The 13915-nt window shown below is 71.6% G+C and carries 17 protein-coding genes; 10 read left to right on the forward strand and 7 right to left on the reverse strand.

All coding sequences use genetic code 11. The features are described 5' to 3' along the window. Nucleotides 1-9: 9 nt before the first annotated feature. Entirely contained in the window at nucleotides 10-837 is an 828-nt protein-coding gene (locus CYQ11_RS20520; RefSeq protein ID WP_099201362.1) for an NAD(P)H-binding protein, read from the reverse strand. 70 nt (nucleotides 838-907) lie between these two features. Between CYQ11_RS20520 and CYQ11_RS20525 the strand changes: the two genes are divergently transcribed. Further along, the gene (locus CYQ11_RS20525) at nucleotides 908-1336 is read left to right on the forward strand and encodes a winged helix-turn-helix transcriptional regulator (protein ID WP_099201361.1); all 429 of its coding nucleotides are present in this window, start codon (nucleotides 908-910) and stop codon (nucleotides 1334-1336) included. 7 nt (nucleotides 1337-1343) lie between these two features. On the opposite strand, the gene CYQ11_RS20530 is transcribed toward CYQ11_RS20525, so the two are convergent. Beyond that, nucleotides 1344-2456: an FAD-dependent oxidoreductase gene (locus CYQ11_RS20530; protein ID WP_099201360.1), complete on the reverse strand. Its 1113-nt coding sequence runs from the start codon at nucleotides 2454-2456 to the stop codon at nucleotides 1344-1346. Between the two features lie 129 nt (nucleotides 2457-2585). Between CYQ11_RS20530 and CYQ11_RS20535 the strand changes: the two genes are divergently transcribed. Then, nucleotides 2586-3176 (forward strand): TetR/AcrR family transcriptional regulator, encoded by a 591-nt coding sequence (locus tag CYQ11_RS20535; protein WP_205041819.1) that lies wholly within the window; start codon nucleotides 2586-2588, stop codon nucleotides 3174-3176. A gap of 269 nt (nucleotides 3177-3445) precedes the next feature. Here CYQ11_RS20535 and CYQ11_RS20540 read toward each other — a convergent pair whose 3' ends face one another. Further along, nucleotides 3446-4321: a helix-turn-helix domain-containing protein gene (locus CYQ11_RS20540; RefSeq protein ID WP_099201359.1), complete on the reverse strand. Its 876-nt coding sequence runs from the start codon at nucleotides 4319-4321 to the stop codon at nucleotides 3446-3448. Nucleotides 4322-4467: 146 nt separating this feature from the next. Between CYQ11_RS20540 and CYQ11_RS20545 the strand changes: the two genes are divergently transcribed. Then, nucleotides 4468-5268 (forward strand): SDR family oxidoreductase, encoded by an 801-nt coding sequence (locus CYQ11_RS20545; RefSeq protein WP_099197530.1) that lies wholly within the window; start codon nucleotides 4468-4470, stop codon nucleotides 5266-5268. 211 nt (nucleotides 5269-5479) lie between these two features. Here the strand turns inward: CYQ11_RS20545 and CYQ11_RS20555 are convergent, their stop codons facing one another. Then, the gene (locus CYQ11_RS20555) at nucleotides 5480-5719 is read right to left on the reverse strand and encodes a GntR family transcriptional regulator (RefSeq protein ID WP_240003113.1); all 240 of its coding nucleotides are present in this window, start codon (nucleotides 5717-5719) and stop codon (nucleotides 5480-5482) included. Between the two features lie 170 nt (nucleotides 5720-5889). Between CYQ11_RS20555 and CYQ11_RS29670 the strand changes: the two genes are divergently transcribed. Both CYQ11_RS29670 and CYQ11_RS30790 read left to right on the forward strand, forming a co-directional pair. After that, nucleotides 5890-6066, forward strand: a complete 177-nt coding sequence (locus CYQ11_RS29670; protein ID WP_181143726.1) for a hypothetical protein — start codon at nucleotides 5890-5892, stop codon at nucleotides 6064-6066. Next, complete coding sequence (locus tag CYQ11_RS30790; RefSeq protein ID WP_338105360.1) at nucleotides 6063-6419, forward strand: hypothetical protein; 357 nt, start codon at nucleotides 6063-6065, stop codon at nucleotides 6417-6419. The genes CYQ11_RS29670 and CYQ11_RS30790 overlap by 4 nt, the downstream gene beginning before the upstream one ends. Before the next feature lie 96 nt (nucleotides 6420-6515). Here the strand turns inward: CYQ11_RS30790 and CYQ11_RS20565 are convergent, their stop codons facing one another. Genes CYQ11_RS20565 through CYQ11_RS20575 form a run of 3 tightly spaced genes read right to left on the reverse strand, consistent with a single transcriptional unit; the run spans nucleotide 6516 to nucleotide 8055 of the window. After that, entirely contained in the window at nucleotides 6516-7313 is a 798-nt protein-coding gene (locus CYQ11_RS20565) for an HTTM domain-containing protein (protein ID WP_099201358.1), read from the reverse strand. After that, nucleotides 7310-7867, reverse strand: a complete 558-nt coding sequence (locus CYQ11_RS20570) for a hypothetical protein (protein ID WP_099201357.1) — start codon at nucleotides 7865-7867, stop codon at nucleotides 7310-7312. The genes CYQ11_RS20565 and CYQ11_RS20570 overlap by 4 nt, the downstream gene beginning before the upstream one ends. Next, nucleotides 7840-8055 carry a hypothetical protein gene (locus tag CYQ11_RS20575; protein ID WP_146104723.1) on the reverse strand — a complete coding sequence of 72 codons (216 nt, stop codon included), beginning with the start codon at nucleotides 8053-8055 and terminating at the stop codon, nucleotides 7840-7842. The genes CYQ11_RS20570 and CYQ11_RS20575 overlap by 28 nt, the downstream gene beginning before the upstream one ends. A gap of 197 nt (nucleotides 8056-8252) precedes the next feature. Here CYQ11_RS20575 and CYQ11_RS20580 point away from each other — a divergent pair, with 197 nt between their 5' ends. The 5 genes from CYQ11_RS20580 (at nucleotide 8253) to CYQ11_RS20600 (ending at nucleotide 13912) form a co-directional block, all read left to right on the forward strand. Further along, entirely contained in the window at nucleotides 8253-9890 is a 1638-nt protein-coding gene (locus CYQ11_RS20580; protein WP_099201355.1) for a peptide ABC transporter substrate-binding protein, read from the forward strand. Nucleotides 9891-9960: 70 nt separating this feature from the next. Then, on the forward strand, nucleotides 9961-10884 hold the full coding sequence (locus tag CYQ11_RS20585) for an ABC transporter permease (RefSeq protein WP_099201354.1): 924 nt from the start codon (nucleotides 9961-9963) through the stop codon (nucleotides 10882-10884). Continuing rightward, on the forward strand, nucleotides 10877-11851 hold the full coding sequence (locus CYQ11_RS20590; protein ID WP_099201353.1) for an ABC transporter permease: 975 nt from the start codon (nucleotides 10877-10879) through the stop codon (nucleotides 11849-11851). The genes CYQ11_RS20585 and CYQ11_RS20590 overlap by 8 nt, the downstream gene beginning before the upstream one ends. Before the next feature lie 11 nt (nucleotides 11852-11862). Further along, nucleotides 11863-12861 (forward strand): ABC transporter ATP-binding protein, encoded by a 999-nt coding sequence (locus tag CYQ11_RS20595; protein ID WP_099201352.1) that lies wholly within the window; start codon nucleotides 11863-11865, stop codon nucleotides 12859-12861. Beyond that, nucleotides 12851-13912: an ABC transporter ATP-binding protein gene (locus CYQ11_RS20600; protein ID WP_099201351.1), complete on the forward strand. Its 1062-nt coding sequence runs from the start codon at nucleotides 12851-12853 to the stop codon at nucleotides 13910-13912. The genes CYQ11_RS20595 and CYQ11_RS20600 overlap by 11 nt, the downstream gene beginning before the upstream one ends. Nucleotides 13913-13915 lie beyond the last annotated feature (3 nt).

A 13915-nucleotide genomic window follows, 5' to 3' on the forward strand; every position in this document is an offset into this window, starting at 1 on the left:
CCAGGGCCGCTACGAGGCCCGGGCGCTCTGCGCCACCGCGGCCGCGTACACCTTCAGGGCGGACTGCGGTTCGCGGCCCAGCAGTTCGCGCAAGGAGTTGTGCTCGATGGCCGTGCCGTCCAGGAAGCCGCCCGCTATCGCGGAGTACGTGCCCACGAGCATCGGCACCTGGAAGGGCAGGGCCTGTCCGGCCGCGATGACGGCCTCCCTGGTGGCGGCGAGCCCACCGGGCTCGTACGAGCCGCCGACCGCCGCCGCCAGGTCGGCGCCGCCCAGGGGCTGCTCGCCGACCAGTTCGTACACCCGTCCCGCGTGCCGCCGCGGGTCGGTGACGACCCGGGCCGCCACCTCCGCGAGGTCCTCCCGGGCGACGGCGGCCAGACGCCCCTCACCCAGCGGCGCGGCGATGGTCCCGTCGGGGCCCGGGGCGGCGACGGCGGCGAGGAACTCGGCGTACAGGCCGTTGCGCAGGATCGTCCACTCCAGGGAGCTCCGCCGGAGCCGGCGCTCGGTCCAGCGGTGGGCGAGCGCGTACGCCAGGTGGTCGCCGTCACCGCTGAGGCTGGTGTAGACGACGTGCCGTACGCCCCCACGCTCGGCGGCGGACACGGCCGCCTCGTGGCGGGCGATGACGGCGTCGTCCTCGCCGTATCCGGCGGAGATCAGCAGCAGCGTGTCCACGCCGGTGAAGTCGAGCGACGCGGGGTCGTCGAAGTCGACGCGGCGCTCGGCGCCGGAGCGGGGCGAGCGGGTGCCCAGCACCACGTCGTCGCGCGCCGCCAGCTTCTCGGCGACGAGCTGCCCGAGTGCGCCTGTGGCACCGGTGACCAGGATCATGGGAAGTCCTTCCTGAGGCGTGTGATTCCATCCTCATCAGAGGGGCCGGATCGCATAAGGAGGCACTTTCATGTCAGCAGGGCACACCGCGGTAACCACCCCGGTGGCCGGCGAGCCGGTGATCACGTGCGAGACGCCGCAGGACGAGTGCGGGGTCCGGGACGTGCTGGACCGGCTCGGCGACAAGTGGTCCGTCTACGTCGTCGTCGAACTCGCCGCCGGGGTCCTGCGTTTCAAGGAACTCCAGCGGGCGATCCCCGGCGACATCTCCCAGCGCATGCTCACGCTCACGGTCCGCCGCCTGGAGCGTGACGGGCTGGTGAAGCGCACCGTCCACCCCACGATCCCGCCGCAGGTCGAGTACGAGCTGACGGATATGGGCCACAGCCTGACTCACCTCGTCAAGACGCTGGCGGACTGGTCGATCGCCCACCGCCCGGCCATCGCCGCGGCACGCGAGACGTGGGACGCGGCACACCCGGACTCGGACGTCCGCTGATCGAGCGTCAGCTCGCTTGAGGCAGGAGGGTGGCCAGGCCCTCTCCGCATGCCTTGGCCGCGTCGGCCGAGCGCGGCAGCATGACGCTCTCGTAGGCGCGGACGGCGTCGTCGACGGTCGGTTCGGTGAGGAGGGCGGTGGCCAGCTCGGTGCCGTCGAGCATGGCGAGGTTGGCGCCCAGGCCCAGGGGCGGCATCACGTGGGCGGCGTCACCCAGCAAGGTGATGCCGGGGACGTGCCGCCAGGTGTGCGGGACAGGCAGCGCGTACAGGGGCCGGTCGGTGAACCCCCTGTCGCTGTCGCGGATGAGGGCGAGCAGGCTTTCGTCCCAGCCGTCGAACAGCCTGAGGAGGTGGGCGCGCACGGCTTCGGCGTCGTCGAGGTCCAGGCCGGCGGCGGCGTGCCAGTCGTGCGGGGCGCGCAGGGCGACGTAGACGCGGATGTGGCCGTTGCTGTTGCGCTGGGCGAACAGGCCCTTGCCGGGGCCCTTCGCCATCAGCAGGCCGTCGCCGACGAGTTCGGCGATGCGGGGGTGGCGCGTGTCGCAGTCGTCGAGAGCGGTCTCGGTGAACGTGACGCCCGTGTAGACGGGCGCGGCGGGGGAGAGGGCCGGGCGGACGCGTGACCACGCCCCGTCGGCGCCCACGACGAGGTCGAAGTCCTCACTGTCGCCGTCGGCGAAGTGCAGGCGGCTGGTGCCACCGCCGAGCGGGGTGACCGCGGTGACGGCGCGGCCCCACCGGACGGTGCCCGGTGCCAGGGAGTCCAGGTACAGGCCCCGCAGCTGTCCCCGGTCGATCTCCGGCCTGCTCTCGTCGCCTTCGGCGGGGTGGTGGTGCTCCAGGACGGCGGCGGTGTGGTCGAGCAGACGCATCTCCTGCCCCTCGGGCCGGGCGAGGGCCTGGAACCGCTCGTACAGGCCCGCGGCGCGTATCGCGGCCTGGCCGGTGCCGGCGTGCATGTCGAGCGTGCCGCCCTGGGGGCGGGCGTCGGCGGACACCTCGCTTTCGAAGACGGTGACGGAGCGGCCGTGGCGCTGGAGGACACGGGCGCAGGCGAGGCCGCCGAGCCCGCCGCCCACGACGGCGACGCGTGGGGCGGGAGTGGAGTGGGAGGGCATGGGTGGGTTCCTCCGGGAGGAGTGCGGGGTGCCGGGCGGTCCGGCACTCCCTCCAAGAAAGCAGACTCGCTCAATAAGTGCAATGGCTAAACCTTTTTAGTGGGTGTGTCTTCGCGGTACGGTGGGGCCGTGACTGACGTGACCGGACCGACCGGGCGCCGCGAGCGCAAGAAGGCCCAGACCCGCCGATCCCTGGCGGAGGCCGCTCTCCAGCTCTTCCTCGACCGGGGCTACGACCAGGTGGGCGTCAAGGACGTCGCCGACGCGGCCGACGTCTCGGTGACGACGCTGTTCAAGCACTTCCCGAGCAAGGAGGCCCTTGTCTTCGACCAGGACGACGACCGGGAGGCGGCGCTCGTCGCCGCGGTGCGCGACCGCGCGCCGGGCCAGTCGATTCCCCAGGCGCTGTGTGCCCACGTGCTGCGCACGTTGACGAAGAAGGACGACCCGCGGTTCGCCGAGTTCCTCCGCATGGTGGAGGACACGCCGGCGCTGCGCGACTACGCCCACCGCATGTGGATGCGCCACGAGGAGGCGGTGGCCCGGGCCGTCGCCCAGGAGATCGGCGCCCCCGAGAACGACGCCGCCTGCGCGGCCCTGGCCCACTTCGCCCTGGAAACCCGCGCCCTCGCGGGACGCTACGCGGATCCGCGGCGCGCGGTGGAGGAGGTCTTCGGCTTGCTGGAGCGGGGGTGGGCGGGGGTGCGGGCTGGGGGCTGACGGGGCGCTGCCTGCCCGCCGGTGAACGCCTGACTGAGACGTCCCAGTCGATCCTTCCGGTCACGGCGGTGGTTGCCGGCGTTGTCGGGCGCAACAGCTCCGCCCGTGCGACCTGCGGAGATGGGTGCACGGGCGGGGTGGCTGGCGAGTGGCTTCAGGGCGTGTCCGACGGGTCGGTGCGGGACATCGTTCGACTTGGTGTGACGTGCGCACCCACCATGTACGGCACGCATCGGAGGGGATCGACGGCTGTCGGGTGGCCGAGACGGTCAGTTCCGCGACAGCGGCCCATACCCGCCTGGTCCGCCGCCGACCAGGCCGCGACCTGCGAGTGCGCCGAGCGCCGTCTGGGCCCGCGACCCCGGCTCCGCCACGTACATGACCAGGGCCTGGTCCGGCTCGTCGGGCAGGTGGAGTGTCTCGCGGAGCAGGGGCAGCTCGCCGGTCGCGGGGTGGCGTATCCGCTGGATGCCGTGGGAGTTCTCCCGTACATGGTGTTCGGCCCACAGGCGGCTGAAGTCGTCGCTGCGGACGGAGAGTTCACCCAGGAGGCCGCACAGCCGGTCATCGCAGGGATAGCGGCCCAGGTCCATGCGCAGCGCGGCCACGGTGTCGCGGGCCGTCTGCTCCCAGTCCGGGTACCGCTCTCGGGCACCCGGGTCGAGGAAGTGAAGCCAGGCCACATTGCGCCGCTCGGCGGGCAGGGCGTCGAAGTCGCCGAACAGCACACGGGCCAGGCGGTTGGAGGCCAGGATGTCGAGGCGCCGGCCGAGGACGTAGGCGGGCACCTCGTCGAGCGCCCCCAGCAGCACCTGGATGCCCGCGCGGACCGGCTGCGGGGCGAGAGCCTGTGCGGGCGAGTCGCGCAGGGCACGTGTCAGGTGGCCCAGGTGCGCGCGCTCGGCGGCATCGAGCCGCAACGCCCCGGCGACCGCGTCGAGGACGCTGTCGGAGACGTTCTGGGACCGGCCCTGCTCCAGCCGTATGTAGTAGTCGACGCTGACTCCCGCCAACTCCGCCAGCTCTTCCCGGCGCAGACCGGGCACGCGCCGCCGTCCGCTGAACGGACGTACGCCGACGTCCTCCGGGCGCAGGCGGGCGCGCCGGGACCGAAGGAATGCGGCGAGTTCGGTGCGAAAGTCCATGACTCAAGTGTCGGCCAAGCCTGGTTCTGCCAGACCCAGGGTCGAACAGAGCCCTGGGCAGGCGTGCGCGCTCCGAGCAGAGTCGAGATCGCCAACCGGCACCGCACGCACATGCACACGCGCACCCGGAGAACACCATGACCCCCATGACCACCACGACCACGATTGCGTCGCAGACCACCTCGTCCGCCCGGCCCCTTACTGGCAGGGTGGCGGTTGTGACCGGAGCCTCCAGTGGCATAGGCGAGGCCACCGCGGATCTGCTGGCCGCGCAAGGAGCCCACGTCGCCCTGCTGGCCCGGCGCGGTGATCGCCTGGCCGAGCACGTGGCGCGCATCGAAGCGGCTGGCGGCACCGCGCTCGCCGTCCCGTCGGATGTGACCGAGCCCGTCTCGATCGCGGACGCCGCTACCCGCGTCCGGGAACGCTTCGGCCATGTCGACCTCGTCGTCAACAACGCGGGCCTCGCCCTGCCCGACCTCCTCGGCCAGGCCGCCGGTACCAACTGGCAGCGCATGATCGAGGTGAACGTCACCGGTGCCTGGGCCGTCGTGGACGCCTTCGTGCCGGACCTGCTCGCTGCGGCGGCCGACCGGGGCCACGCGGACCTGGTGACCATCTCGTCCGTGGCCGCGCAGACCGTCCTGCCCGGCTTCGGCGGCTACGCCGCGAGCAAGGCCGCCCTCAGTCACCTCTCCCGCAACCTGCGCACCCAACTCGCCCCCAGCGACGTACGGGTGACCACCATCGAGCCGGGCGCCGTCGACACCGAACTGCGCGACCACATCGACGATCCCGCCATCAGCGCCGCCGTTCAGGAAGCCATGGACTCCATTGAGAAGATCCCCAGCGGGGCCGACGTCGCCGAACTGATCGCCTTCGCCGTCAGCCGCCCCCGCCACGTCAACCTGTCGCAGATCTCCGTCCTGCCGTCACGCGAGGTCTGAGGACTGTCGGGCGGGTCACGATATGCGAAGGCCTTCTCTGAGCTGCAGAAGATGGCGGTGTACGGCGCTCAGGCGCGGGCGCTGATGACGTCGGCCATTGATGCGCTCAGCTTCTAGGGAGTGCCCGATCGCTCTTGCGGCGCGTTCGCTGGGCAGGTGGTGCAGCTGCTTGGCTAACGCTTCCCACGTTTCTCAGGCGAGTCGGACCGGGTCAGGCGTCAGGCTTCGCCGAGACGAACGAGCCAAGCCCGGGTTCGGTGTAGATGAGGCCCTGCTCGCGCAGGCCTCGGTGCACCTTGTGCGCCGTCATGGTCGCGATGCCGAACTCCTCGGTGAGCTGGAGAACCGACGGCACGCGTGTGCGGGGCGGGTAGGTCCCGTCCTTGATGCGCTGGCGGATCACTTCGGCCACTTGACGCCAGCGTGGGATGTCAGGAGCGAATTCGATCACGTGGGCACGCTACGTGTTCTTAGTGTGCGCGGCAATGAACAGGTTCATTCGGTTTCTTAGCAAGCAGAGCATTGCATACCGTTCTAGGTACGGTCGCTGTAAACGACAGACCCCGGCGACCGCTGCAACCGGGCCCGGGGCACGGCCAACGCTGCTCAAGGAGCGTCGACATGGCGAAGTTTATCTTCCGCTGCCTTGCCTGGGCGAGAGCTCAGCTCCCGCCCATCACCACCCCCGCGTGCGCCGCCCCGCCGCCCCGAATCCCCCGCCAGCGCACCGCCACCCCCACCCTCTGGGTCACCGCCCACGGCATCGACATCCGCCCGCGCCGGGAGGGCATCCGATGAGTGACGCGCCAGAGATCGGCACCCTCGTCGTCGACGCCCGCCGGGACCGCGTAGGCGAGGTCATGGGCACCCTCGGTGGCCGCCTCATGCTGCGCGCGCCCGGCGGCGGCCGGGAGTGGGAAGCGCTCCCGTGCGACGTACGCCCCGCCGCCCCCAACGACGCGCTCCGAGCCAAGGTGGCCGACGTCAACGAGCGCAGCCGGCAAGGCCGGGGTGAGGTGCGGCCGCGCTGCGCGACGTGCGACGACATCAAGCACCGCCGCTACCGCGCCGTCGACGACGGCGACACCGAGGAGGCGACCCGCATGACCGTCGCCATGGGCGTCCATCTGCGGGAGGCGCACCCGGAGTGAGGTTCCCAGGGGCCGGTCCGTGCCCAGGGGCGGGCCCCGAAAGGCGTCATGCTCACCTCCGCCGTTGACGACATGGTGAGTTCGATTCGCGCCCTCTCACCCACCCGACACCACCACCCACCCCACCGCCGGATACAGCGCCAGGAACGCCCACAGGGAGCCGTCCAGGCCCCTCGCCACCGCCCATCCCGCGTGGAAGGCGAGCCCCGGCGTCAGGAACACCGGCAGCCAGATCGGGGGCGCCACCAGCACCAGGGGGAAGAGGGTCTCCCACGCGCCCACGCCCCGCGACAGCCACTTCGCGCCCACCGGGTGTGCTGTGAGCCAGGCCGCCACCCGTCGGTCGCCGTGGCACCGCGTGCTCAGCACGCCCGTCAGGTTCGTGCCGTCCCGCCACGCCCCCGACGTGACCTTGTAGATCCCGGACGTGGCGTACGCCAGGCAGGCGTTCAGGGCCAGGAACCACAGCACCAGCCGCGGCGCCGCCGGCGTCGGCCGTAGCGCCGCCAGCAGCAGCGCGCAGAAGACGAGCTCCAGCATCTGGTCCGCGCTCTCGCCGCCGTACGTGCCGCGCAGGCTCATCACCGCGCCCGTGCCCACCACCACGGCCAGCGCCGCCGCGTGGGCCCGGGCCGGGAGTGGTGCGGGGAGCAGGGCCGCGGCCGCCGCGCGGGTGGTCAGGAGCCACAGGACCGCCGGGTACGCCGCCAACGGGCTGAGGGCGGCGCCCGCGAGGCCGTGGGCGTAGCGGGGGTGGCGCAGGCGGAGCACGGGCCAGCTCGCCAAGGACGTGTCGTCCAGCGTGCGGCGCCGGGACACCCACTCCAGGGACGACAGCAGGACGCCCGTCGCCGCCAGCACCTCCACCAGGCGCAGGGCCGTCGCCGGGCTCACCGGGCCGCCGCCCCGGTCCGGTGGGCCTGCGAGACGAACAGGGCCGCGGGCTGCTCCGCCGGGCGGTGGCCCGCCGACCGGGCGATCAGGAACTGCACCTGCGCGCCCTCCGTCCGCCCGGCGAGCGCGCTCACGTGGCGGAGCAGCAGCAGGTACGGCACCGGCAGCGGGGTCGCCGGGTCGTCGGACCGGGCATCGGTCCGGGCCAGTGCCATGGCCAGGTCGAACAGCTGCTGGTGGTGGCGGCGGTCGGGGTTCCAGACGGCGTTCCACCGGCGGCGCCGCGGTTCCGTCGTCACCTCCCGCCACGCGCCGAACCGGCCGCCCGGCGGGCGCGTGCGGATCAGCAGGTGGTAGTCGTGGGTGGCCGGGCACGTCGCCACGAGGTGGTAGCGGGGCACGAGGCCGAGCACGTCCAGGCGCCCGACGGCCTGGCCCAGCCAGGGGGCGACCGGGCCCAGCTGGGCGAGCACCGCCAGCAGCAGCCACGTCCCGAGCAGGGCCGCCAGCGCGGACTCGTACGGACTCAGGCCCCCGGCCGCAACGCCTCGCACCGTGCCCTCAGCAGTTCGTCCGCGCTCGCGCGGGGCGGTACGGCACCGGGCCCGGGCAGCGGCGGCGCGCCGTCGCCGCCGAGGGCGACGACCAGGACGTCGTCGAGCGCGCCGCCGGGTTTCTCCACCAGTTCGACGACGTCCCCCGTGGCGTTCATCGCCCCCGCGACATCCGGTCTCCCGGCCATGGCGTCCCCCCGTCCGGTCGTGGTGAACCGTGCGTTCCAGTCGTACCGCTCGCGCCGGTGACGGTCACTCGCGCATACGGGCGGTTTATTCGTCAATGTGCACTTCGAACCCATCCCTTTGTCCCCATATGAGGTGTTATTTAGGCCAAAGCGATACGTGCTCATCAGTGATACGCGCTCATCATCGAGGAGGCCCCATGCTCGGAGGCACGCGCGCCCGGACCCTCGGCGGAGCCGCACTGGCCCTCGCCGTGCTCGGGTCCGCGTTGCTGGCGACCGGCTGCGGGGGCGGCGCGGGCGGCAGCGGCGCCGGTGTCGTACGGGCCTCCTGGGGCGACCCGCAGAGCCCTCTGGAGCCCGCCAACACCAACGAGGTGCAGGGCGGCAAGGTCCTCGACATGATCTTTCGGGGGCTCAAGCGCTACGACCCGAAGACCGGCGCGGCCCAGGACATGCTCGCCGAGAAGATCGACAGCGCCGACCAGCAGAACTTCACCATCACCGTCAAGGACGGCTGGACGTTCGGCAACGGCGAGAAGGTCACCGCGAAGTCCTTCGTCGACGCCTGGAACTACGCCGCCCTGGTCGACAACAAACAGAAGAACGCCTCCTTCTTCCAGGACGTCGACGGCTACGACAAGGTCCACCCGGCCAAGGGGGCCGCCACCGCCAAGACCCTCTCCGGCCTCGTCGTGAAGGACGAGCGGACGTTCACGGTCAGGCTGCGCACCAAGTTCTCGACGTGGCCCGACACCCTGGGCTACGCCGCCTACTCGCCGCTGCCGCGCGCGTTCTTCGACGACCACCAGGGCTGGCTGAAGCGGCCCGTCGGCAACGGCCCCTACATGGTCGACTCGTACACCAAGGGCTCCTCCATGAAGCTCTCCCGGTGGGACGGCTACCCCGGCGACGACAAGGCCCGCAACAGCGGCGTCGAGCTGCGCGTCTACACCGACAACAACACCGCCTACACCGACCTCCAGGCCGGCAACCTCGACCTCGTCGACGACATCCCCAGCGCCCAGCTGAAGAACGTCAAGAACGACCTCGGCGACCGCTACATCAACCAGCCCGCCGGCATCATCCAGACGGTCGTCTTCCCGATGTACGACGAGGCGTGGTCCAAGCCGGGCATGGAGAAGGTGCGCCGAGGCCTGTCCATGGCGATCAACCGCGAGCAGATCACCGAGCAGATCTACCAGAAGACCCGCACCCCGGCCACGGACTGGACCTCACCGGTCCTCGGCGACCAGGGCGGCTACAAGGCCGGCCTGTGCGGCGGCGCGTGCACCTACGACCCCGGTGAGGCCAAGAGGCTGATCCAGGAGGGCGGCGGACTGCCCGGCGGCAAGGTCACCATCACCTCGAACGTCGACACCGGCTCCCACCGGCTGTGGATGGACGCCGTCTGCAACAGCATCAACAACGCCCTCGGCAACGACGGCGCGTGCACCGTCAACCCCGTCGGCACCTTCGCCGACTTCCGCAACCAGGTCGCCGACCAGCGCATGACCAGCCTCTTCCGCTCCGGCTGGCAGATGGACTACCCGCTGGTCCAGAACTTCCTCCAGCCGCTCTACTACACGAACGCCTCCTCCAACTACGGCAAGTTCAGCGACCCGCAGTTCGACAGGCTCGTCGACGAGGCCAACGCCGAGTCCGACACGGGCAAGGCGGTCGGCACGTTCCAGGACGCGGAGAAGATCCTGGCCGCGCAGATGCCCGCCGTCCCGCTCTGGTACCAGAACGGCAGCGCCGGCTACTCCGAGAACCTCGTGGACGTCCAGCTGAACGCCTTCAGCGTGCCCGTCTACGACCGGATCCAGGTCAAGTAGGCGCAACGGCCCGCACGCCCCGTCGTCGTACCAGCGAATCCGGCTCGGCCCGGCAACCCCCGGAGACCCCATGGGACGGTATGTGATCCGGCGGCTGCTCCAGATGATCCCCGTGTTCATCGGCAGCACGTTCCTGATCTTCTTCATGGTCTACGCCCTGGGCGACCCCGTCGCCGCCCTCTTCGGCGACAAGGCCCCCGACCCGGCGACCGCCGCCCGCATCCGCAAGGATCTCTACCTCGACGCGCCCCTATGGAAGCAGTACCTCCACTACATGGGCCAGATCCTCACGGGGAACTTCGGCACCGCCTTCAACGGCCAGGAGGTCATCGACCTCATGGCCGACGCCTTCCCCGTGACCCTGCGCCTGACCCTCGTGGCCGTCCTCTTCGAGATCGTCGTCGGCATCACCCTCGGCCTGCTGAGCGGACTGCGGCGGGGGCGGGCGGTGGACACCACCGTCCTGCTCCTCACCCTCGTCGTGGTCTCCATCCCGACGTTCGTCAGCGGCTACGTGCTCCAGTACCTCTTCGGCGTCAAGTGGGGCGCGGTCTCCCCGTCCGTCTCGCCCGCCGCACCCCTCGACGAACTCCTGCTGCCGGGCGTGGTGCTGGGACTGGTCTCACTGGCCTACGTGACCCGGCTGACGCGGACCTCGCTCGCCGAGAACTCCCGCGCCGACTACCTCCGTACGGCCGTCGCCAAGGGCCTGCCGCGGCACCGGGTCGTCACCCGGCACCTGCTGCGCAACTCCCTCATCCCCGTCGTCACCTTCATCGGCACCGACGTCGGCGCCCTCATGGGCGGGGCCATCGTCACCGAGCGGATCTTCAACATCCACGGCGTCGGCTTCCAGCTCTACCAGGGCGTCCTGCGGCAGAACTCCCCGACCGTCGTCGGCTTCGTGACCATCCTGGTCATCGTCTTCCTCCTGGCGAACCTGCTCGTCGACCTCCTCTACGCCGTGCTCGACCCGAGGATCCGCTATGCCTGAACCCGATCCGTACGACGCGAAGGACACCATCACCCCGGCCGGCGGCGGGGCCATGTCCCTGGCCACCGGCGACGCCGAGACCCTCGAAGGCGGCCCCGTCCCCGGCGGCCCCGCCAGCGGCAAGGCACGCAGCCTGTGGACCGACGCCTGGCACGACCTGCGGCGCAACCCCGTCTTCGTCGTCTCCGCGCTCGTCATCGTCTTCCTGGCCCTGATCGCCGTCTGGCCGTCCCTGATCGCCAGCGGCAACCCCCTCCAGTGCGACCTGGCCAAGGCCCAGGAGGGCCCCCAGCCGGGCCACCCCTTCGGCTTCGACACCCAGGGCTGCGACGTCTACACCCGCACCGTCTACGGCGCGCGGGCCTCGATCACCGTGGGCGTCTGCGCCACGGCCGGGGCGGCGCTGCTGGGCAGCGTGCTGGGCGGGCTGGCCGGCTTCTTCGGCGGGTGGTGGGACGCGCTGCTCTCCCGGCTCGCCGACGTCTTCTTCGGCATCCCCATCATCCTCGGCGGCCTGGTCTTCCTGTCCGTCGTCACCGGCGGCTCGGTCTGGCCGGTCGTCGGCTTCATCGTGCTGCTGGGCTGGCCGCAGCTCTCCCGCCTCGCCCGCGGCGCGGTGGTCGGCGCCAGGCAGCACGACTACGTCCAGGCCGCCCGCGCCCTCGGCGCCGGCAACGGCCGGCTGCTGCTGCGGCACATCGCGCCCAACGCCGTGGCCCCCGTCATCGTCGTGGCGACCATCGCGCTCGGCACGTACATCGCGCTCGAGGCCACGCTCTCGTTCATCGGCGTGGGACTCAAACCACCCACCGTCTCCTGGGGGATCGACATCTCCAACGCCTCCAACCAGATCCGCAACGCCCCGCACATGCTGCTGTGGCCGGCGGGGGCGCTGAGCATCACGGTGCTCGCGTTCATCATGCTCGGCGACGCGGTGCGCGACGCCCTCGACCCCAAGCTGCGCTGAGGAGCGGGCCGATGACACGCCAGCGAACGACGACCCTGCTCGACGTGCGCGACCTGCACGTGGAGTTCCGGACCCGGGACGGCGTGGCCAAGGCCGTCAACGGCGTCAGCTACACCGTCGACGCCGGGCAGACCCTCGCGGTGCTCGGCGAGTCCGGCTCCGGCAAGTCGGTGACCGCACAGGCCGTCATGGGCATCCTCGACTCGCCGCCGGGCCACGTCACCGCCGGCGAGGTGCTCTTCCGGGGCGAGGACCTGCTCACCGCCGGCGAGGAGCGGCGCCGCAGGCTCCGGGGCGCCAAACTGGCGATGATCTTCCAGGACGCGCTGTCCTCCCTCAACCCCGTGCTGACCGTGGGCGCCCAGCTCGGCGAGATGTACGAGGTGCACCAGGGGATGACGCGCAAGGACGCCCGCGCCCGGGCCGTCCAGCTGATGGACCGGGTCCGCATCCCGGCCGCCAAGGACCGGGTGCGCGACTACCCCCACCAGTTCTCCGGCGGCATGCGGCAGCGCATCATGATCGCCATGGCGCTGGCGCTGGAGCCGGACCTGATCATCGCGGACGAGCCGACGACGGCGCTGGACGTCACCGTCCAGGCCCAGGTGATGGACCTGCTCGCGGAGCTCCGGCGGGAGTACGACATGGGGCTCGTCCTCATCACCCACGACCTCGGCGTGGTAGCCGACGTGGCCGACAGGATCGCGGTCATGTACGCCGGGCGGATCGTGGAGACGGCACCCGTCCACGACCTGTACGCCGCGCCCGCCCACCCGTACACCCGGGGCCTGCTGGACTCGATCCCGCGCCTGGACCGCAAGGGCCGGGAACTGTACGCGATCAAGGGCCTGCCGCCCAGCCTCACCGCGATCCCGCCGGGCTGCCCCTTCAACCCGCGCTGCCCCATGGCCCAGGACGTCTGCCGCACGGACCGCCCGCCGCTGTTCACGGTGGGCCCGGGCCGGGCGAGCGCCTGCCACTTCTGGAAGGAGACCCTCGGTGACCGCTGACGGCGAGGCGATCCTCGAGGTACGCGACCTGGTCAAGCACTACCCGCTCACCCGGGGCGTCCTGTTCAGGAAACAGGTCGGGGCCGTCCGCGCCGTCGACGGGGTCTCCTTCGACCTGCGGCGCGGCGAGACGCTCGGCGTCGTCGGCGAGTCCGGCTGCGGCAAGTCCACGGTCGCCAGACTGCTGGTCCACCTCGAACGGCCGACCGCCGGGCGGATCCGCTACAAGGGCGAGGACGTCACCAGGCTGTCCGGGCGCGCGCTGAAGGCCGTCCGCCGGAACATCCAGATGGTCTTCCAGGACCCCTACACCTCGCTCAACCCCCGCATGACCGTCGGCGACATCGTCGGGGAGCCCTTCGAGATCCACCCCGAGGCGGCCCCCAAGGGCAGCCGGCGGCAGCGGGTGCGCGAGCTGCTGGACGTGGTCGGGCTCAACCCCGAGCACGTCAACCGCTACCCCCACCAGTTCTCCGGAGGCCAGCGGCAGCGCATCGGCATCGCGCGCGGCCTGGCGCTGCGGCCCGAGGTGATCGTGGCGGACGAGCCGGTGTCGGCGCTGGACGTCTCGGTGCAGGCCCAGGTGATCAACCTGATGGAGAAGCTCCAGGACGCGTTCGAGCTGTCCTACGTCTTCATCGCCCACGACCTGTCCGTGGTGCGGCACATCTCGGACCGGGTGGCGGTGATGTACCTGGGCCGCTTCGCGGAGGCGGGCACGGACGCGGAGATCTACGAGCACCCGACGCACCCCTACACGCAGGCGCTGCTGTCGGCCGTACCGGTGCCCGACCCCGCGGCACGGGAGCGGAGGGAACGGATCCTGCTGGCCGGGGACATCCCCTCGCCGGCCGACCCCCCCTCGGGATGCCGCTTCCGCACGCGGTGCTGGAAGGCGCAGGAGAAGTGCGCGCTGGAGGTGCCGCCGCTGGAGGTCCCGGAACGGTTCCGAGCGGCCGGCGGCCCGGCGGCCCACGTCTCCGCGTGCCACTTCGCGGAGGAGCGGCCCGTGGTACCGGTGGCGGGGCCGGGCGGTACGGGGGGCGGGTGAGAT

It is taken from the genome of Streptomyces cinnamoneus (genome assembly GCF_002939475.1).
Lineage (GTDB): Bacteria > Actinomycetota > Actinomycetes > Streptomycetales > Streptomycetaceae > Streptomyces > Streptomyces cinnamoneus_A.